This is a genomic window from Dyella japonica (assembly GCF_040545895.1).
Taxonomy (GTDB): Bacteria; Pseudomonadota; Gammaproteobacteria; order Xanthomonadales; family Rhodanobacteraceae; genus Dyella; species Dyella japonica_D.
Genome location: NZ_JBEPMU010000003.1, coordinates 599,999 through 623,437 on the forward strand (window position 1 = coordinate 599,999; position 23,439 = coordinate 623,437).

Sequence of the window (23,439 nt, forward strand, 5' to 3'; positions counted from 1 at the left end):
AGCATCAGGAGCCGGTCGCGTCGTAGCCCCAGTGGCGCAACATCGGCTCGAGGATGGGCAGCAGGGGTTCCATCTCGCGGCGGTACTTCTGCCAGCGGCCCACGGCTTTGCGGTTCACCGGTTCGATGACCTGGGCGTAGCTCGGCGTGCCGATATAAGCCTTGTTTCGCGCATGCTGATCAAACTGCAGCATGGGCGAGGCGTCACCGAGTTCGAGGAACTGCGCGATGCGCGATGCCTGCTGCACCGGATCGTCGACGAGGTCTTCGTAGCGGGACACCAGTAGCGAAGGCTGCAAGACCTCCACGTCGTTCAACCAGGACTGCATGACCTGCACATAGGCGTGTGCCAGGCGTTCGAGCGTGCTGCACGCTGCCGCGAGCGCGCTGGAGCGGAAGCTCTGCATGTAGCAACTGAGGATCACGTCGCACGGATGACGCACGGCCAGGATGAACTTCGATGCCGGGAACAACCGGTACATGATCGGCAGCCAGAGCATGTTCAACGGGTTCTTGTCGACCAGTCGCGTATTCCAGTCCCGCTGGATGCGTTGGCCAACCATCGTGTTGTAGCGCTTGCGCAGCTCGTCGCAGTCGTACTGACGCAACACACTCAGGTCGCCCAGGATGCGTTGGTCGTGATTGCCCAGAATGCCCGAAAGGCGATTGAAGAAGGGATTCTCGTCCATGGACTGCAGGCCCGGATGTGCATCCAGCATCTGCTCGAGCAAGGTTGTGCCCGAACGTGGAAAGCCGACCACGAAGATCGGCGAATCCTGCATGTCCGGCGCGATGTACCGGGGCCAGCGCGCGAACTGCTCGGCCGTGACACGCGGCGCCTTGACGGGCATGGCGGCGGCGTCCGGCGCGAAGAACTCGGGCGAGTCATGGCGTCGTTCGGCAGCCTCCCGCTGGTGCGCAACGCGCAAGGCATCCATGGCCGCCCGGGTGTCGCCCAACTTGTCGTAAACCGAACCCAGCTGGAAATAGTGGTTGTAGTCGGCATCCGATTCCGGACCGGCAGCCTCCAGCAAATCCCTCGCAGCCGCAGGCTCTTTGGCGCGCATGGCAAGCGTGGCCTGCACATGTGCACCCTTGTTTCGATGGATCGCGGCGCTTGCCGGCCCGACCTGCATCAGCGGGGAGACCATGGCCGCCGCGTCATCGAGCCGATTGCGACGTTCATACATATGCGCAAGTTGAAGGCGAACCTCGGGATGACCGGGCAAGCGGTCGAACAAGTCCTCGAGCAGATCGGTCGCGTCAGGGATCTCGTTGTTCTGGATCAATACCTGGGCAAGCTCCAGCTGCAGCTGGTCGTCGTTCAACGGCACGCTGTGCCGCCAGTGGCGGAGTAGGTCGGAAGCGCCCTCGTAGTCCTGGCTGAAGCAGCATGCGCGCGCCGCGTCCACGCGCAGCCGCAACGATTCGGGTTGCTTCTCCACGGCGTCCAGAAGCAGATCGCGGGCGGCCAGATAGTCGCGCTTCTGCATCAGGGTCGTACCCATCTGCGACCTGGCCAGCGTGTTGTCGGGGTTCAATTCCAACGCACGTGAGTAGGCGGCCAAGGCCGCATCGAGCTCACCTGCCCCTACCAATGCCGTCGCGTAGTTGTTCCAGTACTCGCTGCTGCCGGGCTGCAGGCGGGTCAACTCCTCGTAGATCGGCAGCGCTTCCTGCGCGCGCTCCTGGAAATGCAGGCTGATCGCCAGCAGGAACAACAGGTTCTCGTCTTGCGGCGATTCGATGAGTGCGGCGCGGCTCAATTGTTCGGCGCGGCCGGGCTCGCCGGCCTGGAGGGCGGCGGCTATCTGGGCGGTCTGGGCTGGAATCATAGGGTCACAAAAAAGGGCCGCGTGAACTGCCACGCGGCCCTAAGGTTAACGCTTTAACTCAGGCTTAGAACTTGACCGTCACGCGAGCCCAGTAGTAGCGGCCCATCAGGTCGAAGTCGCTCGGGTCGGTGTTGGCGTTGAGCGTGTTGTTCGCGTACAGCAGCGGCGGCTGCTTGTCGAACAGGTTGTTCACGCCGAAGTCCAGACGGGTGTTGATGATGGCCAGGTTGTAGCCAATCGACACGTCGTTGTAGACCGTTGCACCGTACTTCAGGATCGTGCCCGACTCACCGTTCGGGAAGCTATCCTGCGGCGAGCCCGTGGCGGCACCGTTCTGGAAGCGACCGATGTAGCGCATGCGCCACTGGGCACTCCAGCCACCAGCCTGCCAATCCACGAAGCCCTGTGCGCGCCAGCGCGGGAACAAGCAGATACCGGCGTTATCCGGGCAGGCCGCGGAAGCAGCCGAACCGTACGGCAGGAAGTGACCGGCGTTCTTGTAGACGTCCGCATCCGGCACGCCCGGCGCCGTGATCTGGTTGTAGTAGTTCAGGTACGACGCGTTGACGCCGATGTTGATCTGACCGAACGAGAACTGCGGCAGCTTGTAGTTCGCGGACCAGTCGATACCGGCGGTGTTGATCGTACCCAGGTTGGCGATCGGCTCGATCGTGTTGGGAGCGATCTGGCCGCTGGCGTCGCGCTGGATGAAGTGGCAGTACTGCGTGGCACCGGCCGCGCAGACGTTGAGCAAGCTCTGCAGACCCACCGTGGTGATGGTGTCGTTGAGGTTCACGCGCCAGTAGTCGATCGTGGTCGAGAAGCCCGGCAGGTACGACGGGCTGTACACGAAGCCGAAATCGTACGACTTGCCGTGTTCCGGCTTGATCGGCACGCCGGCCACGTAGGCGCCCTGCACGATGGTGCCGGCCTGGGTACGCGAATCGACGAACGAGTTGGTGAACGAACCGTCGGTCGGAACGTTTACGCAAGCCAAGGCCAACGGCGAACCGGCCGGGGCGCCACGGTAACCCGTACACGGGTCGGTGTGGATCAGCGGTGCGTCGGAACCGGACGAGTACAGCTCGGTCAGGTTCGGTGCGCGGAACACTTCTTCCATCGTGCCACGCAGCAACAGGTCGTCGATCGGCTTGTACTCAAGCGCGAACTTGAAGTTGTTGGTGCTGCCGAAGCCTTCGATACGCGAGAAGCGGTCACCGATGGTCAGGTTCAGCGACTGCACGCCCGGCATGCCGGCGAGGATCGGGATGAAGGTTTCTGCGTACAGATCCTTGGTGGTGTAACCACCCTGCACGGCGCTCAAGCACTGGCTACCCAGCACGCAGCTACCGGTGGTCGGGTCGATGACCAACTGCGGCGACGGGATGGTATGGGTGTAGTCCTTGCGGTATTCGAAACCAGCCGCCAGCTGCACGGCACCGGCCGGCAAGCTGAACAGCTCACCGCTCAGGCCCGCATGCCAGGTCTTCTGGATGGTGTACAGCGTGGACGGTGCGGTAGCGGCGGCGGCCTTGATGGCCGCGATGCTGCCAGCCGAGTGGATGTCAAACGGGTTGAACTGGCAGGCCACCGGATCGACGCCAGTCGGGCAGGTCGCGGTGCCATCGGGATTCAACGTCGACGGGCCGGTGTAGAGCTTGCTCTGGTCCGGCAGACCGGTGGTCGCGAGCGAGATGCTCTGGTGACCGTAGTTGAAGCCGACGTCCCAGTTCCAGTTCTTGTCGAAGACGTTGAAGTCACCACGGAAGCCCGTGTTGATCTGGGCGTCCTGGCGACCGCTGAACGCCATACGATTGCCGGCGCTGTCCAGGCGCGAGCCGAACACCAGATCCTGCGGGGTCTGACGCGGCGACTGGAAGGTCTGGCCAAAGCCGTTGAACGCATTGTTCTCGGCCACCACCACGCCCGTGCCGGTGCCGTACACGGCCGGAGCAAGCTGGAAGTTGGAGGAGGTCTTCTGGTAGACGGCGTCCACATAGGCGGTGACGTGATCGCCCAGGTGGTAGTCGCCGTTGATGAAGCCGCCGGTACGCTCCTGCGGGGTCATGATCAGGTTGACCGTCGCGTAGTTGTACTTGTCGGCGTTGCCGTAGCAATGGTAGTTCGACGAGTTGACCTGGGTCGGGTTGCCACCCGGATTCAGGGTGACGTAGCCCGAGCCGCAACCCGCGCCGCCACCGAAGTTACCAGCCAGCGCCGGCGGCAACTGGATATGGCCATACGGCGTGCTGGACGAACCGCCCACGCTCACGGCAGTGCCCGACAAGCTCAGCGCGTTCTTCGAGAAATCGCGCTTGGACGACTGCACGCCGTCCTGCTTGTTGTAGCTGATGCCGGCCATGATGCTGCCCTTATCGGACGTCTGGCCAAAGATGAAGTTGTAACCGCTCTGCTCACCGTCGTTGCGGTCGGACTGGCCGACGTTCGCCGAGAAGGTGGCACCCTGGTAGTTCTTGCGCAGAATGAAGTTCACGACGCCACCAATGGCGTCCGAACCGTAGGTAGCCGAGGCACCGGTCGGCAACACTTCGATGCGCTCGATGGCATCGGCCGGAATGGCGTTCGGATCCTTGCTCAGCAGGCGCTGGCCGTCGACCAGGATCAGGGTACGGCGTGAACCCAGGCCGCGAAGGTTGATGGACGACACACCCGAACCGCCACCGTTGTTGGTCTGCGGGTTCACGTTGCCGCCGGTCATGGCCGGCAGCTGCTGGATCAGGTCGCCGAGCGTCGGCTTGCCGGTGGCCTGGATCTGAGCGCGATCAATGGTTACGACGGGACTGGCCGTCTCGACGTCTACGCGGCGAATCAGCGAACCGGTCACGGTGACCGTTTCGAGGGTCTTGCTCTTGGCCTGATCAGCGGCCGGAGCCGGCGTAGTGGACTGCGCATCCTGCGCGAAAGCGGCAGTGCCGTACGTGCTCGCTGCGAGCATGCCCAGCGACAGAGCCAGGCGCACCGACGTGCACAGTTTATTTTCCCCGAACTTCATGAGAACACCCTCCCGTTATTTATATTGACTGGGTTTGAAAGATTTCCCCGCCTCAAACCCGCGCCCGAGTCACCCAAACAAAACAGGCGTAGACCTACAAAATTACGGTCTACAGCGCTCGGCATTTATCACGCTTTACTTACAGATAGTCAATAAAATCTATACGGCAAGAAATCACCATGTCGCGACAGGTATCGTGGTTTTTTGCGAAAAATCCCGTTCCGACCCGTGCCCCCACCGGCCTGACAGCGTTTGCTGCGGCGCGACGAACATCCCTGGACAGGGGTGAAGCCACGGTGAAAGAAAGCCTGGCAAGCCGCCCTGCGCCTCGCCAGACCTCTGATTTGACGAGGGTTCAATCCGCCGCGCTGTCGTCCTCGAAACGCAGGTGCTTGACGCTGCGTCCCCTGCGGCGCACCAGTTTCAGCGCCTCGATACCGATGCGGATATGGCGTTCAACAAATTGCGAGGTCACGCTGCGGTCGCTTAATTCCGTCTTAACGCCCTCGGGGATCATGGGCTGGTCGGAAACGAGCAGGAGCGCTCCGCACGGGATCTTGTTGGCGAAGCCCGCCGCGAAGATGGTGGCCGTCTCCATGTCGATGGCCATGCAGCGCGTGCGGCGCAGGTAATCCTTGAAGGCGTCGTCGTGCTCCCAAACCCGGCGGTTGGTGGTGTACACCGTGCCGGTCCAGTAGTCGTAGCCCAGGTCGCGGATCATGGTGGACACGCCGCGCTGGAGCTGGAACGCGGGCAGCGCCGGCACCTCGGGCAACAGATAGTCGTTGGAGGTGCCCTCGCCACGGATCGCGGCGATGGGCAGCACCAGGTCGCCGATAGCGTTCTTCTTCTTCAGGCCACCGCACTTGCCCAGGAACAGTGCGGCCTTGGGATGGATGGCGCTGAGCAGATCCATCACGGTGGCCGCGTTGGGGCTGCCCATGCCGAAGTTGATGAGGGTGATGCCGTCGGCCGTGGCATTGGGCATGGGCCGGTCGCGGCCGCGCACTTCCACGCCATGCCATTCGGCAAAGAGTTCCACGTAGTGCCCGAAATTGGTCAGCAGAATGTGCTGGCCAAACTCCTCCACAGGCGTGCCGGTATAACGCGGCAGCCAGTTGGAGACGATCTCCTGCTTGTCCTTCATTGAGACCCCTTGAGGTCAGCGCAAGGTGGGTTCCCTCGCGCGTTACCGGCGACGCCACGCCGGCAGATGCCAGATCAGTGGTGACATCTTAACGGGTCGGAGGCCGCAGCTGACCAGTTCGTTGTCATTTTCTTGAGCCGCGCCTGCTCACGATGGGCGCCATTCACAGGAGAGCCTCATGCTGCTGATCGGTTGGATCGCCGCCCTTGTCGTCTTTCTGGGCTTCGCCTTCGTGGGTCGCGGATGGCTGGCCTGGGTATTCGCGCTGGGCGTGCTGTTTCTTACCTGGATAGTGCGGGGCGTCGACTCGCCACTCCTTCTATATGGACTGCTATCTGCCACCGCGCTGGTTGCACTCGTAACCGGTTTGCCGCCGCTGCGCCGCGCGCTGTTCGCCCGCGCCCTGCTGCCGATGCTCGGCAAGGTGATGCCACGGCTGGGCGAAACCGAACGCATCGCGCTCGAGGCGGGCACGGTGTGGTGGGATGCGCAGATCTTCTCCGGCATGCCCGATTGGGATTTCCTGCTTCGCTTCGAGTGCAAGCCGCTGAGCGCGCGCGAACAGGCCTTCATGGATGGGCCGGTGACGCAGCTGTGCGCGATGCTCGACGACTGGCAGGTGGAACAACAGCGCGACCTGCCGCCCGAGGTGTGGGACTTCATCAAGCGCGAGCGTTTCTTCGGCATGGTGCTGCCCGAAAGCTATGGCGGGCTGGGCATGTCCGAAATCGGCCACTCCCGCGTGGTCACGCGCATCGCCACGCGCTCGGTTGCTGCGGCGGTGACGGTGATGGTGCCCAACTCGCTGGGTCCCGGCGAATTGCTGCTGCACTACGGCACCGAGGAACAGAAGCAACATTATCTGCCGCGACTGGCCGACGGCCGCGAAGTGCCCTGCTTCGCACTCACCGGGCCGGAAGCCGGCTCCGATGCGGCCGCCACGCAATCCGAAGGCATCGTCGAATGGGGCCAGTGGGAAGGCAAGGAAGTGATCGGCCTTCGTCTCAACTGGAACAAGCGATACATCACGCTGGCCCCGGTGGCGACCCTGATCGGCCTGGCGTTCCGGCTGAAGGATCCCAGCGGCTTGCTGGGCGGCGCGGTGGATCGCGGCATCACCTGCGCGCTGGTTTCACGCGATCTGCCCGGCGTCGTCATCGGGCAACACCACGATCCGATGGGCGTGCCGTTCGCCAACGGGCCCATCGAGGGACACGACGTGTTCGTTCCCATCGACGCCATCATCGGCGGCGTGGAACAAGCGGGACACGGCTGGCGCATGTTGATGGAAAGCCTCGCGGCGGGTCGTTCCATTTCACTACCCGCGCTTGCCGTGGGCGCCGCACAAATGGCCACGCGCATCTGCGGCGCGTACGCCACGGTGCGCGAACAGTTCGACACGCCTATTGGCCGCTTCGAAGGCATCGAGGAGCCGCTGGCGCGCATCGCCGGCCTCACTTATCTGATGACGGCCACGCGCACGCTCACCTGCGGCGCGCTCGATGCCGGCGAGAAACCGGCGGTGCTCGGCTCGATCGCCAAGGCCTATCTCACCGACGCCATGCGCGAAGTGGTGAGCGACGCGATGGACATCCGCGCCGGTGCCGCCATTCAACGTGGACCGCGCAACGTGCTCTCGCACATGTGGATGTCGGTACCCATCGGCATCACCGTGGAAGGCGCCAATATCCTCACGCGTTCGATGATCATCTACGGACAAGGCGCCATCCGTTGCCACCCGTGGGTGCAGAAGCTCATCAACGCGCTGGCGGCGAAGGACCTCAAGGCCGTCGACACCTGTACGTTCGGCTACATCAACTTCGTGTTCACTCGCGGCGTGCGCGCACTGTTGCTGGCGCTCAGTGGCGCGCGCCTCGCCAAGTCCCCGGACAGCGAACTGGCTCGCTGGTACCAGCACCTCACACGCTTTGCCTCGGCCTTCGCGTTCGTGTCCGACACCTGCATGGCCACGCTGGGCGGTTCGCTCAAACGTCGCGAGAAGATCTCGGGCCGGCTCGCCGATGCGTTGGCTTGGCAATACCTGGCCGCCGCCACGCTCAAGCGTTACCACGACGGCCCCAAGCTCGCCTCTCATTACGACCTTGCCCGCCGGGGCGTGGCGCTGGCGCTGTATCGCACGCAGGAGGCATTGCGCGGCGTGTTGGACAACCTGCCGTCGGGTTTCGCCGCCGGCCTCGCCCGCGTGCTGGTGTTTCCCTTGGGCGCGCACTTCCGGCCGCCATCGGATCTGCTGGGGCAGCGCGCGGCGCGCGCCATCCTCGAAGACCGCGAGGCGCGCATCCATCTCACCGGGGACATCCATGTTCCCGGCCCGCAAGAGCCTGGACTGGGCCAACTGGAAGCCGCGCTGGACAAGGCCGTACGCGCCCTGCCTGTGGAAACCAAACTTCGCGACGCCATACGGGCGGGCAAGCTGGACCGCGCCGCGGGTGAAGCGCTGGGACGCAACGCGCTGGCCGCAGGCATCATCACCCAGGCCGACTACGACGCGCTCAGCGAAGCCGATGAAGCGCGCAATGCCGTGGTGCAGGTGGATGCGTTCGACCCCGATACCTACCGCCAGTTGCGCTAGGGCATCCGCCCGCACCGCTCTGGGCCTGGGAATGCGGGCAGACTCATGGCCCAACCGTCAGGGTCGGCACCTGCACAGGTGCGTGCTATGTTGGCGGCGCTTGTCATAGGGGAGTCATGATCATGCGGATGGGTTTAGCGATCGATGCCGCCTGCGATCTGCCGCAGGCCTTTCTGCAGAAGCACAACATCGCGGTGATGCCCATCACCATCCGCATCGACGATGAAATCTTCATGGACAACCGCAACCAGGTCGAGCTGCATCGCTTCCTGGATCGCAACCTCGGCAGCCGCAGCCATTCGGCCGAAACCATCCCCTGCTCCGTCGAAGACGTGCAGAAGCTGTTCCTCGAAAAACTGGTGCTGGAGCAGGACTGCGTGTTCTGCCTCACCATCACCGCCACCCGCAGCGCCATCAACGATCATGTGGTCAAGGCCAGCTTCGCGGTGCTGAAGAACTATCGCGAGGTACGCGAGAAGAACAACATGACCGGCCCGTTCCTCATGCGCGTCATCGATACGCGCACGTTGTTCGCCGGTTCCGGTCCAGCCATCGTCGAGGCCACGCGACTCATCGCCGCCGGCGAAGTGCCCGCGGCGATCCGCGAACGGCTCACCTATATCGCCAACAATTCGTACGGCTACATGTTGCCGCGCGACCTCTACTACCTGCGCGCGCGCGCCAAGAAGAAAGGCGACCGCAGCGTGGGCCTGGTCAGCGCCATGCTCGGCTCGGCGCTGGACATCAAGCCGTTGCTGCGTGGTTATCGCGGCGAAACCGGCCCGGTGGGCAAGGTGCGCGGCTTCGAGCACGGCGCGGAAACGCTGTTCAACTACACGGCGCAACGCGTGCGCGCCGGCCTGCTCGTACCCGCGGTGTGCGTGAGCTACGGCGGAGATCTTGCCGAACTGGCCAAGCTCCCCGGTTACGCCGGCCTGCGCAGCACCTGCGAGGAATGCGGCGTGGAACTGATGGAAGCGCCGATGAGCATCACCGGCATGGTCAATGTGGGCGAAGGTGCGGTGACGCTCGGCTTCGCAGCCGAGGAACACGTCGCCGAATTCTGAGTCGACGCGCCACGGGAGACATCGCATGGTCCGCCTGTGCATCCTGTTCCTGCTCGTGGTGGCGAGCCTTCCCGCGGCGGCTGGCACGGCCTATCAATGCACGGATGCCAGCGGCAAGATGTCGTTCCAGGACAAACCCTGCAGCGGCAACCAGCGCCAACAGGTGCTGCAGCTCGACGATTCCCAACCCGCCATGCCACCGCAGCCGGAAGCAACCGACACCACGGTCGCGGAACCTTTACCACCGCCTCCGCCGCCACAGCCGATGGCCGCGCTTCCCAGCATGTTCGCCTGCGTGCGTGCCACCGATGGCAAGCCTTACACCAGCGACAACGGCGATCCACAGCCCTATCAGGTGCCCTACGGCATCCTCGGCGCATCGCAGTTGCCGCTGTCCCAGGTCTACGGTGGCCGCAACGCTGCAGGCGCATCGGCACCCGAACTCAATCGCGGCCGCGTCACGCCCGGCCTCATCGCCAACAACTACGTGTGGGTGCAGGACCAATGCCGCGAACTGACCCGCGCTGAAACCTGCCGCGCGCTGCGCGATGCCTACGACGACAACGCCGACAAACTGCGTCGCGCGTTCAAGAGTGACCAGCCGCCGCTCGAACGACGCGAGCAGGAACTGCAGGCACAACTGCGGAACTGCTGAGCGCACTGCGCAAAGTTTGCGCAATGTCATGCAAGTGTGCGCCACGCAACGCGCGTGGCGAGTTGTCCACAGGCTTGTTACCAGGGTTTCCCCAGGTGCTGTGGAAAACGTTGCGGGCGGTGGTGATTGTTTGCGCAGGGTGCTGAAACTTTTGTGGTGGCGCGGGGTTGGGTGATCTATCCACAGGGTTTTGCGGTGATGATCCACATGGGCTGTGGAAAAGGGTGCGTTTGCCTTTTGCTTGTCGTCCCGGCTCAGGGCGGAGGCGCTTTACAACAGCCGAGGGCTGGTCATCCAGAGCCTCGTTGTTTGGTTGTCGCGCTATCGCGATCTGGCCGCTTACGCAGCGGGCGTTTCGAACGGCTGCCGCCGCTCGAGTCACTTTTCTCTTGCTGGCCCAAGAGAAAAGTAACCCAAAGAGAATGGCCTGAAGAGCAAGGGCTCATAGCGTTCTGTTGAATACGAGCCTTGCAGTCTTCGAAGCCCGGAACGTCACGATCTCTCTAATCAACGGTATGGCTATACCGCCACGCGCCGAAGCGAAGAGGGCTTAAAGCAGGACGTCGCTGCGCTGCTTCATGGCTACCAGCATCTTCGCCAAGCACCGCACTTCTCCCTCTCCCCTCGTGGGAGAGGGTTGGGGCATTGCCACCTTTACGGTGGAGAGGGGGCGGGTGCTCGCGAAATCGTTGCTACTCGAGCTTTGGCTTTCGCCATTGCTTCTGCGCTTGGCTCTTCGGGGTCCCCGTATGACAGCGGCGGGCGGGTGGAGGAAAGCCCGTAGGGTGGCCGCATGGATGCGGCCAGTTTTTCGACAGGACATGGATGTCCTGTCGAAAAACCCCGTAACCCGCACGCGTACCTTCCGGGCTTAGCCCGGAAGGCGCGTCATCCGGGGGGCCGTTTCTTTTGGCATTGCCACCATCTCGGTGGTTGCTTTTCTTTGGGCCAGCAAAGAAAAGTGACCCGACCTGCGGCAGCAGGTCGGAAGCCCGCCGCAGGCGAGCCAGATCGCGGCATCGCGACAATCAAACGCGCAGCCACAGGATGACCAGCCTTCGGCTGTTGAAAAAGCGCCTCCTGCTTCTGCAGGAATGACGACGACCAGGAACGACAACCCTAGATCCTTCGTCGTGCCCAGTTCCCGCAACCCCTAGAACCCGTAATTCAAGAACCCGCCATCCACCGCCAACACCTGCCCCGTGACATAACTCGCCGCCGGCAGGCACAGGAAAGCGATGGCCGCCGCCACTTCCTCTGGCTCGCCGATGCGACGCAGCGGTGTGCGGTCCAGCACTTCGTCGAGATATTCGTCGTTCGCCAGCGCAGGCTCGGAGCGTTGCGTGCGGATGTACCAGGGCGCCACGGCGTTGACGCGGATGCCGTCGGCGGCCCATTCCGCGGCGAGATTCCGCGTGAGCTGGTGCAAGGCCGCCTTCGACATGCCGTAGGCCGAACCAGTGCGCACATGCGTGATGCCCGATACGGAACCCACGTTCACGATGGCCGCGTTCGCGTGCTGCACCAGTTGCGGATGCGCCAGCCGGCACATCTCGAAAGCGGAGAACAGGTTCTGTTCGAAGATCGCGCGGTAATCGTCTTCGCGATAGGCGAGCGTGGGCGCCGGCTGGTTGCCGCCGGCGTTGTTGACCAGCAGGGACAGCGGCGCACCAAGGTCGGCGACCCAGTCGAACACGGCGAGGCGCTCTTCCTGCTCGCTGAGGTCGGCACCGAAGGCCAGCACCTCGATGCCCGGGAAGTCGTCCACCAGCTCCACGCGCACCTGTTCCAGGTAATCGGCGTCGCGGGCCACCAGCAGCAGGTTGGCGCCAAGCGAGGCCAGTTCGCGGGCAGTGGCATAGCCGATGCCCTTGCTGGCGCCGGTGATCAAGGCGGTGTGTCCCTGCAGCTGCCAGGCGTCGATGCGTGCGTTCATGCCCTGAGCTTAGAACGCGACCACGTTTCCCGCCAAGCATTGCCCGCTACCATGCAGACCGGAGCGCCAGCTCCATCCATCACCGAGGCAACGTCATGAAACGGTTCGTTCCCCTGCTGTGCCTGCTCGCCCTCACTGCCTGCTCCGGCAAGCCGCCTGCCCCGGAATCCGCACCGGCCACGGCCAGCACGGCGCGCGTCGCCACACCGTGGGACGACATGGAGAAGGCCAAGCAGCGCGCTGCCGACGTGCAGAAAACCACCGACGAGCAGGCGAAGAAGCAACAGCAGCAACTCGACGCGGCGGGGCAATAAGCTGCCCTTCCGACAACAGGACTTGGCAAATGGACGTCCGGACGTGCATGGTGTCCGGCATGAACGTCCACCACGATGAACTTTCCGCCGCGCCGCTGCTGGATATCGACGATGCCAGCGTGATGCGCGGCGAGCGCCTGATCCTCGACCGCTTCAGCCTGCGTATCGGCGCAGGCGAACACACCGCCATCCTCGGCGCCAACGGCGCGGGAAAATCCACGCTGGTGCGGCTGATCACGCGCGAGCTCTATCCGCTGGCACGCAGGGATGGCGTGGCCGCCATGCGTGTGTTTGGTCGCGAGCGCTGGCATGTATCCGATCTACGCGGATTGCTGGGGATCGTCTCGCCGTCCCTGCAGCACGACTGCACCAGTGATGCCACGCTGGAAGTATCGGAGGCCGTGCTGTCGAGCTTCTTCGCCGCGCAACGCCTTGGGCTGAATCATCACGTCACGCCGTCCATGCGCGAACGCGCGCACGAAGCACTGGAACAGGCAGGCGCCACGCATCTGCTCGGCCGCACCATGGCCAGCCTTTCCACCGGCGAAGCGCGCCGCGTGTTGATCGCTCGCGCGTTGGTGCATCGGCCTCGTGCCCTGCTGCTCGACGAACCCTGCGCGGGCCTGGACATGGCCAGCCGCCGACGCTTTCTGGAAAACCTGCGCAATCTCGCGCGCCACGGCGCCACACTGCTGCTGGTGACGCATCACGTGGAGGAAATCCTCCCCGAGATCCAGCAGGTGGTGCTGCTGCGCGACGGCCGTCTGCTCAAGCAAGGCGACAAGGCGGAAGTACTCACCAATGCGCTGCTGTCGGACACCTTCGGCATGCCCGTGTGCGTGGAACGCCACGGCGATTACTTCAACGCTGCCATCGCGTAAAACCATCGGACATAAAAAAGCCGCCGCCGGAAACCGGCAGCGGCTCGATCACTGAACGTTGCCGCGCGTCAGCGCGGTGAACAGAAACAATAGGCGTACACGTTCGGCCGGCCAGACTGCGCCGTGCGCAGCAGTTTCAGTTCCGGCGCGAATGCATCGACGTGGGCCATCCACGACGGCAGTTGCACGCCGTACGACTGCGCCATCTGCACCATGGCGTTCTCGTTGAGGCTGATCACGAACTGCTCGAAGCCACCCAGCGGCTCTTCGACGTAACGCACCGGCGCATCCTTGGCGAGCTTGGCGCGCTGCTGGGCATCGGCGATAGCGTCGCCCAAACCACCGAGTTGATCGACGAGGCCGCGATCGAGCGCCTGCTGTCCCGTCCACACGCGCCCCTGCGCAATTGTGTCGACGGCGTCGTACGGCTTGCCGCGGGCCTTGGCCACCTGGCCCACGAAATCGCGGTAGCCCTTTTCGATGGTGGCCTGGATCACCGTGCCGACCTTCGGGTCGAGCGGACGCGTGATGTCGAACGCACCGGCCAGCGGACTGGTGCCCACGCCGTCGCTCTTCACGCCGATCTTGTCCAGCGTGCCCGGCACGGTGAGCACCATGCCGAAGATGCCGATGGAGCCGGTGATGGTGTTGGGTTCGGCGTAGATGCGATCGGCATTCATCGAAATCCAGTAGCCGCCACTCGCGGCCACGTTGCCCATCGACACCACGACCGGGATGCCGGCTTCACGCGTCAGCGCCACTTCGCGTCGCACCTGCTCGGCGGCATACACCTCGCCACCGGGCGAGTTCACGCGCAGCACCAGCGCCTTGGTGCGCTTGTCTTCGCGAGCGGCGCGGATCAATGCGGCAGTGGAGTCGCCACCCACCGTGCCTTGCGGCTGCTTGCCGCCGGAAATCTCGCCCTCGGCCACCACGATCGACACGCCCGGCGTGGTCGAGCCGTTCTCCGAAAGCGTCGCTTCATAGCGCTGCAGGGACACCTGCCGGAAACCCTCGCCCTTCTTGCCGGCGGGCACGCCTTCCTTGCGCATCATGGCGATCACTTCGGCCGGCGTGGCAACGCCGTCCACCAGGTGCTGGTCGAGCGACAGCTGGCCCAGGTCGCCCTTGGCACTGGCGATACGCTCCGGCAGCGAGTCGATATCCGAACGCAGCGTGGCCGGATCGAGCTTGCGTAGCTTGGCCACTTCGTTGATGTAGGTGTCCCACAGGCCGCCCATCCAGAAGCTGTCCGCTTCCTTCGCCTCGGGCGAGGCGTGGTCAAGGATGTACGGCTCGGCCGCGCTCTTGAACTGGCCGACGCGGAACAGGTGCACGTCCACGCCGAGCTTGTCGAGCAGATCCTTGTAGAACAGCCGGTAGTTGGCCAGGCCGGTGATCATCACCCCACCCTGCGGATCGACCAGCACGCGGTCGGCATGCGCGGCGAGGTAGTACTGGCCCTGGTCCAGGCTGGGCGCCCATACGATCACCGGTTTGCCGGCGGCGCGGAAGCGGTCGAGCGCCGCACCTACCTCGCGCAACGCGGCAAAGCCGCCGCCCTGCAGTTCACTGGGTTCGAGCAGGATGCGCGTGATACGCGCGTCCTTGGCGGCGCCGTCGATGACGCCGATCAGATCGCGCAACTGGATCTGCTTGGGCGGATTGCCCGACAGGCTGGCCAACGCGCGCTGCATCGGCTCGATGCTGTACTGCTCGACCAGCTCGCCCTTGGGCTGGATGACCAGCACGCTGTCGCTCTGGATGAAGTGCTCGGAACGCGCCCCGGCGAAACCGACCAGTATCACCAGCAGCACGATGAACAGCAGTGCAAAGAAAATCAGGTTGAGGATGGTCAGCCTGACGATGTTGATGCCGCGCCCAAGGACGCAGAGAAAGGCCCAAAAACCGTTGGGGCGGCGCTCCGTCATTGCCTAGTTCCTCAGGATGTCCGTGACAGCGTAGCTGTTCGCGCGGCGCAGGTCATGTGGGGCAAACGGCACATGGCGGCGGTCACCATACGCGTTCGCCCGCGGCGTGAAAAAGCGCCCGGCCCGGCTCAGGCGGGGCGCTGCCAGCCGTGGTGAAACGCGCGGCGGCAGAAGCGGGTGAACAGCAGGATGGCGGCCATGGTGAGCCCGGCGATCAGGCCGATCCACATGCCGCGCGCGCCCATGTCCTGGCGGAACGCCAGCCACCAGCCGATCGGCATGCCCACGCCCCAATAGGCGAACAAGGTGATCACCATCGGCACGCGGGTGTCTTTCAGTCCACGCAGCGCGCCGTTGGAGGTGACCTGGATGCCGTCGGAAAACTGGAACAAGCCCGCCAGCACCATCAGCTGCACCGCCAGCGCGATCACCGCGGCATCGTGCGTGTACAGCCGCGCCAGCACATGCGGGATGGTCAGCATCACGGTCGACGAGACGATCTGCACGCACACCGCCAACCCGACGCCGCACAGTCCCGCGTAACGCACGCCGTGCGCATCGTCGCGGCCCACGGCGTTGCCCACGCGCACGGTGATCGCCATCGAAAGACCCAACGGCACCATGAAAGCCACCGTCGCCACGTTCAGCGCCACCTGATGACTCGCCTCCACCGTCTCGCCCAGCGTGGCGATGGCCAGTGCCACTGCCACGAACAAGCCGCCCTCGGCGAGCAGCGTGATCGCCATCGGGCCGCCGATCTTCAGCAGCTCGAGGATCATCTTCGGCTTGGGCCAGGCCAGCCCGGCGCGCAGGTGGGCGTCGCTATAGGCCGGATGCTTGATGACGAACCACAGGAACGCGAGCATCTCCAACCACAGCACAGTAGCCGTGGCGATGCCGCTGCCCAGCGAACCCAACGCCGGCAATCCCAGCTTGCCGTACATCAGCACGTAACCCAGCGGCGCCAGCACCGCCAGGCCGCCAAAGCTGAAGTACATCGAAGGACGCGTCATCGACAGGCCTTCGGACAGGCCGCGTATCGCGAAATAACTCGTCATCGCGGGTGCGGCCCAGCTGATGGCGTGCAGGAAGCGGTTCACGTCCGCGCGCAACGTGGGCACCACGCCGATCCAGTCGAGCAAGGGCGTGGCATGACGCACCAGGAACCACAGCACGATGCCCATGGCCCACGCCAGCCACAACGCCTGCACGAATACCGCGCCGGTTTCGTGGCGGCGACCGGCACCGTCCAGCTGCGCCACCGTCGGCGGCACCGCCATCATCATGCCCAACCCGCTCACCAGCGCCAGCGCCCAGATGCTCACCGCCGTGGTGACCGCCGCCTGCACGTGCGCGCTCAGGTGCCCCGCGAGCACGGCATCGACCACGTTGGGACCCACCGCGCCAAGCTGCGCGGCGATGAGGGGAAGGGCGAGACGCACCGTGGCGCCCACCTCGCGCGCCACCCTGGCGCGATCGGGGCGGAAAGACAGCATAAATAGACTCCTGGGCCGCACAGTCTAACGCACCGGCGTCGCGCGCCTTCCGGCAGGCATCGTGGAAAGAGCCCCACGGCAGCTGTCTACGCAGGCGGCTTGTGCCAAGATCGCCCGCTGATTCATCCGGGGGAGGCGCATGAAGAAGGAAATCGTGTCGTTCGAAGGCGTGCACTGCGCCAATTGCAGTGCGCCCATGCAGGGCGAGTTCTGCCACGAATGTGGGCAGTCCATCCACACCGTGCTGCGTCCCATGCATCACATGGTGGAAGACACGCTGGACATGGTGCTGCACGTGGACGGCCGCGTGATCCACACGCTGCCACCGCTGTTCCTGCGCCCCGGATTCCTCACGCTGGAATATTTCTCCGGTCGCCGCCAGCGCTACGTGGCACCGTTCCGCCTGATGTTCGTGCTGTCGCTGCTGGCGTTCTTCATGTGCCATCTGGTGGTGGCCAACATGGACATCATCCACTTTGGCGCAAAGTCGAGCGAAGGCACCGGACAATACGCCGCAGACGCCACGCCCGACGCCGTGCGCACGCACTACGCACAGGCGAGCGATGAGCTGCTCAAGGCCAAGAACCAGCAAGGCACCGGCAAGAAGACGTACAACAAGCTGGTGGAAATCGAGCGCGACCACGCCAACCATCGCCTGGGCGAACTCGGGGCGCCGCCGATGCCGGCGACGATGGACCTCGACGACATGACGAATCTGCCGACGGTGCAGGTGGCATGGCTGCCCGAGACCATCAACCACAGCCTCAACCGCTCGGTCGCCCGCGCCCGCAGCAACATCAGGGCCATGATGAGCGGCGGCGAGCAGGGCGCAGAGGCCACGGAACGCATGGTGGCCTCGGTGTTCCACGTGCTGCCGCAGACCATGTTCGTGCTGATGCCGCTGTTCGCCCTGCTGCTGAAGATCACCTACATCTTCAAGCGGCGGCTCTATATGGAGCACCTGATCGTGGCGCTGCACAGCCACGCCTTCCTGTTCCTCAGCTTGATGCTGGGCATGATCGTGTACATGCTGCGGGGCTGGCTGGTGCCGCACGCCGCCTGGCTGAACGCCCCGCTGTGGACGGTAATCTGGGCGCTGTGGGCGTGGTCGCTGCTCTACCTGCTGCTGATGCAGAAGCGGGTCTACCGGCAGGGCTGGTTCATGACCTGGGTGAAGTACCTGTTCGTGGGTTGGTGCTACACCTTTCTGGCCTGTTTCGCGCTCGCCTTCGCGGCCGTATTGGGCATGACGAACTGAACTACGGCGCCGCCCGCGTTCTGTGACACAAATCACACACATATCGCGCATTGGCGCCGCCTGGCGAATACCCGGAAGCCCTTTCAAGCGGGGTTTTGCACAGCGTCACATGGCTGTCAAGGCAGGTCTCGTGCCTGTGGCAGTTCCATGAACCCCAGCCGAGCGAGAAATTCAAGTCACTGTATTCATGGATGTTTTTAGGCTGGCTAAAACTTGAACAGCGCGTACTGAAGGGCGTTTTCATGCGCCTTACAGGCCTCCCTCAACGGACCATCCACAGAGTTATCCACAGACCTTGTGGATAAGCTCAAAAGACCCCTGCCAATAGTCACTTAGCACCCTTTCCTAGATGACGGGGCAGCAAGGACCTCCAAGCCGTGGTCTGCTCGTCAAACAGCCGGGCGACACATTTCACCCGGCTGGAATCCCGCTCGGCGGAACGGCCCGGTTACACTGTTGTGCCGAGAGGTATTCATGCCCGCCGTCCTTCGCGTCGCCCTGCCGGTCCCCCTGCCCACGTTGTTCGACTACCTGCCGCCGGCCAGCGGCGAGGCGGTAGCGGGCAGCCGGGTGCTGGTGCCGTTCGGCAAGGGCAAGGCGGTGGGTGTGGTGGTCGAGGCCAACGTCGAATCGGCGGTGGGCAACGCCCGGCTCAAGCGGGTGCTGCGCGTGCTGGACGACGCCCCCCTGCTCGACGCCGAATTGATGGCCACCCTCGCCCGCGCCGCCGACTACTGGCTGGGCGCGCCCGGCGAGGCTTACGCCAATGCCCTGCCGCTGGCCTTGCGCGAAGACCGCCCGCTTCCCGACCTGCATGAAGAAGCGTGGACGCTCACCGATGCCGGCCGCAGCGCGCTCGACGCCGGAAGTCGGCGTGGCGGCAGCCGTGCGCTGCTCGACGCCCTCGCACGCGGGCCGCAAACCGCCGAGCTGCTGCACGAGATGCTGCCCGGCTGGCGCGATGCCGCGCGACGCCTCGAGCAGGCCGCACTGATCGAACGCACCCAGGCGCATGTCGCCGAACCGCCGCGCGTTACCGCCGCGCCGTCGCTGAGCGAGGAGCAACAGCAGGCGGTCGACGCCATCGGCGAATCGCTGGGGAAGTTTCAGCCGTTCCTGCTCGATGGCGTTACCGGCAGCGGCAAGACCGAGGTGTATCTCGCGCTGATCGAAAAAGTGATCGCGCAAGGCAAGCAGGCCTTGCTGCTGGTGCCGGAAATCGGGCTCGCTCCGCAGACCGTGCGTCGCCTGCGCGATCGCCTGGGCGTGGCCGTGCAAGTGCTGCATTCCAATCTCGCCGAAGGCGACCGTGCGCGCGCCTGGCTGCGTGCGCGATCCGGCGAGGCGAAGGTGATCCTGGGCACGCGCTCGGCCATCTTCACCCCGCTGCCGCACGCCGGCCTGATCGTGGTGGATGAAGAACACGACAGCGCCTACAAGCAACAGGAAGGCTTCCGCTATCACGCGCGCGACCTGGCCATCCTGCGCGGCCGCGCACTGAACGTGCCGGTGGTGCTCGGTTCTGCCACGCCGTCGCTGGAATCGCTGGCGAACGTGCAGGCCGGGCGTTATCGCGCGCTGCACCTGCGTGCGCGGCCGGGGGCGATTCGCGCGCCGCAGGTGCAGATCGTGGACATGCGCGCGCAACGCCTCGACCACGGCCTGTCGCCTGCCTTGCTGGCCGCCGTGGGCGACACCGTGGCACGCGGCGAACAGGTGCTGGTGTTCCGCAATCGCCGCGGCTATGCACCGGTACTGCTGTGCTACAGCTGCGGCTGGCATGCGGAATGCCCGCGCTGCGAACATCCCATGACGCTGCACGCGGGACGTCGCGTGCTGATCTGCCATCACTGCGACGCGACAACACGCATACCGTCGCAATGTCCCTCGTGCGCAGCGCCGGATCTGAAACCGCAGGGACAAGGCACCGAGCGGTTGGAAGAAGCGCTCACCGCGCAGTTTCCCGACGTGCCGGTGCTGCGCATCGATCGCGAGACCACGCGTCGCCGCGACTCGTTCGAACAACTGCTCGAAGGCCTGCACGAAGACAAACCCGCCATCCTCGTCGGCACGCAGATGCTGGCCAAGGGCCACGACCTTCCCAACCTCACGCTGGTCGCCATCGTCGGCGTGGACGAAGGCCTGCTCAGCGTGGATTTTCGCGCGAGCGAACGGCTGGCGCAGCTGGTCGTGCAAGTGGCCGGACGCGCCGGACGCGCGAAGAAGCCCGGACGCGTGCTGCTGCAGACGCACCACCCCGAACATCCGCTGCTGCGCCAGTTGCTCGCGCAAGGCTATGCGGCATCCGCCAACACCTTGCTCGACGAGCGCCGCAGCGTGCAGTTGCCGCCGTTCGGGCACCAGGTGTTGCTGCGTGCCGATGCGCACCAGCGCGACCACGTGGATGCATTTCTCGGCGATGCGGCGCAGGCGCTCGCCGGCCTGCCGCTGCAGCTCGCGGGCCCGATGCCGGCGCCGATGCCGCTGCGCGCCGGGCGCCATCGCGGCCAGTTGCTGATCGAAGCAGACACGCGCAGCGCCTTGCATGGAGCGCTGCGCCCCTGGTATCCCGCATTGTCGGCGCTGCCTTCGGCGCGCCGTGTGCGTTGGTCGCTCGACGTGGATCCCATCGATCTTTATTGACCGCGGGACGACGCCAGCACCGTCACGATACTCACCTTGAAAGGAGCATCCGATGGAAGGCAACGCAACGTCCGATCCACGTCCCCATGTCGTCATCCTCGGCGGCGGCTTCGGCGGCCTCGCCGCGGCGCGCGAACTGGCTGATGCGAACGTCCGCGTCACGCTGATCGACCGACGCAATCATCATCTGTTCCAGCCGCTGCTCTATCAGGTCGCCACGGCGGGACTCTCCGCGCCATCCATTGCCGCGCCGCTGCGGCAGATCCTGCAGAACGACAAGCACGTGACGGTGCTGATGGATGAAGCACTCGACGTCGACCTCGACCGCCGCATCGTGATGCTCGCGCAGGGCGAGCTTCCTTATGACGCGCTGATCGTCGCCACCGGTGCCACGCACGCCTATTTCGGCCACGACGAATGGGAACGCTACGCGCCGGGCCTGAAGACGCTGGAAGACGCCTTCACCATCCGCCGCCGCGTGCTGCTCGCGTTCGAACGCGCCGAGCGCGAAGACGATCCGGAAAAACGCCAGGCGTGGCTCAACTTCGTCGTGGTCGGCGGCGGTGCCACCGGCGTGGAGCTGGCCGGCACGCTGGCGGAAATCGCCCGCCACACCTTGCCGCGCGAATTCCGTCGCGCCGATCCGCGCATGGCGAACATCCTGCTGGTGGAAGCCGGGCCGAAATTGCTGCCGGCGTTTGCGCCCGATCTCACCGAAAAGGCGCGTCGCCAGTTGGAGAAACTCGGCGTGCAGGTGCGCTTGAACACCGCCGTCACGGCCATCGACGAACACGGCGTGATGCTCGCGGACACACCGTACCCTGCACGCACCGTGCTGTGGGCGGCTGGTGTCGCCGCCTCACCCTTGGGCCGCCGGCTCGGCGCACCGGTGGATCGCGCCGGTCGCGTGCTGGTGGCGCCCGATCTCAGCTTGCCGGGACACCCGCAGGTGTACGTGGTCGGCGACCTGGCGAGCGTGACGCAGGCCAACGGCAACGCCGTGCCCGGCGTAGCGCCCGCCGCCAAGCAGATGGGACGCCACGCCGCCCTCGCACTCAAGGCGCGCTTGCGCGACGGAAGCGCCATCAAGCCGTTTGCCTACCGTGACGATGGCTCGCTCGCCACCATCGGGCGCATGGCGGCCGTGGCGCAGTTTGGACGCCTGAAACTCTCTGGCCTGCTGGCCTGGTGGGTCTGGCTGATCGCCCACATCGCCTTCCTGATCGGCTTCCGCAACCGCTTGGTGGTGATGCTGGACTGGGCCTGGGCCTACTGGACCTACCAACGCCACGCCCGCATCGTCACGGGCACGGACGAGCGAACCAACACGCAGACTTTGCCCCGTGACGCTTAGGGTGGAGAATCAGGGTTTTCCCGCCATGCCGGATACCGCCGTGTCTTCCCAACTCGAACAACTGCGCCAGTACACCACCGTCGTCGCCGATACCGGTGATATCGAAGCCATTGCCCGTTGGCGCCCGGTGGACGCCACCACCAACCCGTCGCTGCTGCTCAAGGCGATCGAGAATCCCAGCTTCGCGCCGGTGATCGACGAATCGGTGGCGTGGGCCAAGGGCAAGAGCAATTCGCGCGAGCAGCAGGTGATCGATGCCAGCGACCATCTCGCCGTGGCGGTGGGCCGCAAGATCCTCGACATCGTGCCGGGCCGCGTGTCCACCGAAGTGGATGCGCGCCTCTCGTTCGACGTGGATGCCTCCATCGCCAAGGCCGAGCGCCTGGTGGGCCTGTACGAAGAACACGGCGTCAAGCGCGACCGCATCCTGATCAAGCTGGCCTCCACCTGGGAAGGCATTCGCGCAGCGGAGCAGTTGGAAAAGCGCGGCATCAACTGCAATCTCACCTTGCTGTTCTCGTTCGAACAGGCCGTGGCGTGTGCTGAAGCCGGCGTGTTCCTGATCTCGCCGTTCGTCGGCCGCATCATGGACTGGTACGTCGCCAACACCGACACCAAGAGCTACGCACCGGAAGAAGATCCGGGCGTGAAGTCGGTGCGCCGCATCTATGCCTGGTACAAGGAGCACGGCTTCAAGACCGTGGTGATGGGCGCCAGCTTCCGCAACATCGGCCAGATCCAGGCCCTCGCCGGCTGCGACCGCCTCACCATCAGCCCCGACCTGCTGGAAAAGCTCGACCACGACAACTCGCCACTGCCACGCGCCCTCAACGACACCGGCGCCACCCAGCCCAAGCCCGCGCCGATCACCGAAGCGCAGTTCCGCTGGGGCCACAACGAAGACGCCATGGCCACCGACAAACTCGCCGACGGCATCCGCAAATTCGCCGTGGACCAGCGCAAGCTGGAAAAGATGCTGACGGCAAAGCTGTAAGAGCGACAAGGGGAGCCAGTCGCAAGATTGGCTCCTCTCCACCGTGAAGGTGGCCATGCCTCGGCCCTCCCCCGCAAAGGGAGAGGGTGAGATGCGATGCACCACGCATTGCTTGCTCAAGCAATGCGAAGCGAGCGCCGCTTTAAGTCCTCTCCGCCTCGGCGCGTTGCGGTGTAGCCGTAACGTTCATTAGGGAGATCGTGACGTTCCGGGCTTCGAACGCTGCAAGGCTCGTATCCAACAGAACGCTACGAGCCCTTGCTCTGAAGGCCATTTTCTTTGGGTTACTTTTCTTTTGGGCCAGCAAAAGAAAAGTGACTCGA

Annotated in this window: 15 protein-coding genes; 9 read left to right on the forward strand and 6 right to left on the reverse strand. The window is 64.7% G+C overall.

From position 1 onward, the window contains the following. Positions 1-4: 4 nt before the first annotated feature. The 3 genes from ABIC75_RS12960 to ABIC75_RS12970 form a co-directional block, all read right to left on the reverse strand. On the reverse strand, positions 5-1,834 hold the full coding sequence (locus tag ABIC75_RS12960; RefSeq protein ID WP_354014268.1) for a sulfotransferase: 1,830 nt from the start codon (positions 1,832-1,834) through the stop codon (positions 5-7). A gap of 64 nt (positions 1,835-1,898) precedes the next feature. Continuing rightward, positions 1,899-4,847: a TonB-dependent receptor domain-containing protein gene (locus tag ABIC75_RS12965; protein ID WP_354014269.1), complete on the reverse strand. Its 2,949-nt coding sequence runs from the start codon at positions 4,845-4,847 to the stop codon at positions 1,899-1,901. Between the two features lie 355 nt (positions 4,848-5,202). Then, positions 5,203-5,994: an AMP nucleosidase gene (locus tag ABIC75_RS12970; RefSeq protein WP_354014270.1), complete on the reverse strand. Its 792-nt coding sequence runs from the start codon at positions 5,992-5,994 to the stop codon at positions 5,203-5,205. A gap of 178 nt (positions 5,995-6,172) precedes the next feature. On the opposite strand from ABIC75_RS12970, the gene ABIC75_RS12975 reads away from it, so the two are divergent. The 3 genes from ABIC75_RS12975 (at position 6,173) to ABIC75_RS12985 (ending at position 10,309) form a co-directional block, all read left to right on the forward strand. Further along, positions 6,173-8,587 carry an acyl-CoA dehydrogenase gene (locus ABIC75_RS12975; protein WP_354014271.1) on the forward strand — a complete coding sequence of 805 codons (2,415 nt, stop codon included), beginning with the start codon at positions 6,173-6,175 and terminating at the stop codon, positions 8,585-8,587. Between the two features lie 122 nt (positions 8,588-8,709). Next, positions 8,710-9,654 carry a DegV family protein gene (locus ABIC75_RS12980; RefSeq protein WP_354014272.1) on the forward strand — a complete coding sequence of 315 codons (945 nt, stop codon included), beginning with the start codon at positions 8,710-8,712 and terminating at the stop codon, positions 9,652-9,654. Positions 9,655-9,679: 25 nt separating this feature from the next. Next, on the forward strand, positions 9,680-10,309 hold the full coding sequence (locus ABIC75_RS12985; RefSeq protein WP_354014273.1) for a DUF4124 domain-containing protein: 630 nt from the start codon (positions 9,680-9,682) through the stop codon (positions 10,307-10,309). A gap of 1,153 nt (positions 10,310-11,462) precedes the next feature. Here ABIC75_RS12985 and ABIC75_RS12990 read toward each other — a convergent pair. Beyond that, positions 11,463-12,245 (reverse strand): SDR family oxidoreductase, encoded by a 783-nt coding sequence (locus tag ABIC75_RS12990; protein WP_354014274.1) that lies wholly within the window; start codon positions 12,243-12,245, stop codon positions 11,463-11,465. Between the two features lie 95 nt (positions 12,246-12,340). Between ABIC75_RS12990 and ABIC75_RS12995 the strand changes: the two genes are divergently transcribed. Both ABIC75_RS12995 and ABIC75_RS13000 read left to right on the forward strand, forming a co-directional pair. Continuing rightward, positions 12,341-12,559, forward strand: a complete 219-nt coding sequence (locus tag ABIC75_RS12995; protein ID WP_354014275.1) for a hypothetical protein — start codon at positions 12,341-12,343, stop codon at positions 12,557-12,559. Positions 12,560-12,618: 59 nt separating this feature from the next. Further along, positions 12,619-13,440, forward strand: coding sequence for an ABC transporter ATP-binding protein (locus tag ABIC75_RS13000; RefSeq protein ID WP_354014276.1), 822 nt, complete (start codon positions 12,619-12,621; stop codon positions 13,438-13,440). Positions 13,441-13,508: 68 nt separating this feature from the next. Here the strand turns inward: ABIC75_RS13000 and sppA are convergent, their stop codons facing one another. Together sppA and ABIC75_RS13010 are read right to left on the reverse strand one after the other, a co-directional pair. Further along, positions 13,509-15,371 (reverse strand): signal peptide peptidase SppA, encoded by a 1,863-nt coding sequence (gene sppA, locus ABIC75_RS13005; RefSeq protein ID WP_354014277.1) that lies wholly within the window; start codon positions 15,369-15,371, stop codon positions 13,509-13,511. Positions 15,372-15,499: 128 nt separating this feature from the next. Continuing rightward, positions 15,500-16,867, reverse strand: a complete 1,368-nt coding sequence (locus ABIC75_RS13010) for an MATE family efflux transporter (RefSeq protein WP_354014278.1) — start codon at positions 16,865-16,867, stop codon at positions 15,500-15,502. 139 nt (positions 16,868-17,006) lie between these two features. Between ABIC75_RS13010 and ABIC75_RS13015 the strand changes: the two genes are divergently transcribed. The 4 genes from ABIC75_RS13015 to tal all read left to right on the forward strand — a co-directional run bounded on the left by ABIC75_RS13015 (position 17,007) and on the right by tal (position 23,116). After that, positions 17,007-18,125 (forward strand): DUF3667 domain-containing protein, encoded by a 1,119-nt coding sequence (locus ABIC75_RS13015; protein ID WP_354014279.1) that lies wholly within the window; start codon positions 17,007-17,009, stop codon positions 18,123-18,125. A gap of 474 nt (positions 18,126-18,599) precedes the next feature. Next, positions 18,600-20,768 carry a primosomal protein N' gene (locus tag ABIC75_RS13020; protein WP_354014280.1) on the forward strand — a complete coding sequence of 723 codons (2,169 nt, stop codon included), beginning with the start codon at positions 18,600-18,602 and terminating at the stop codon, positions 20,766-20,768. Positions 20,769-20,820: 52 nt separating this feature from the next. Further along, complete coding sequence (locus tag ABIC75_RS13025) at positions 20,821-22,122, forward strand: NAD(P)/FAD-dependent oxidoreductase (protein ID WP_354014281.1); 1,302 nt, start codon at positions 20,821-20,823, stop codon at positions 22,120-22,122. 25 nt (positions 22,123-22,147) lie between these two features. After that, positions 22,148-23,116, forward strand: a complete 969-nt coding sequence (gene tal, locus ABIC75_RS13030) for a transaldolase (RefSeq protein WP_354014282.1) — start codon at positions 22,148-22,150, stop codon at positions 23,114-23,116. Positions 23,117-23,439: the final 323 nt, after the last annotated feature.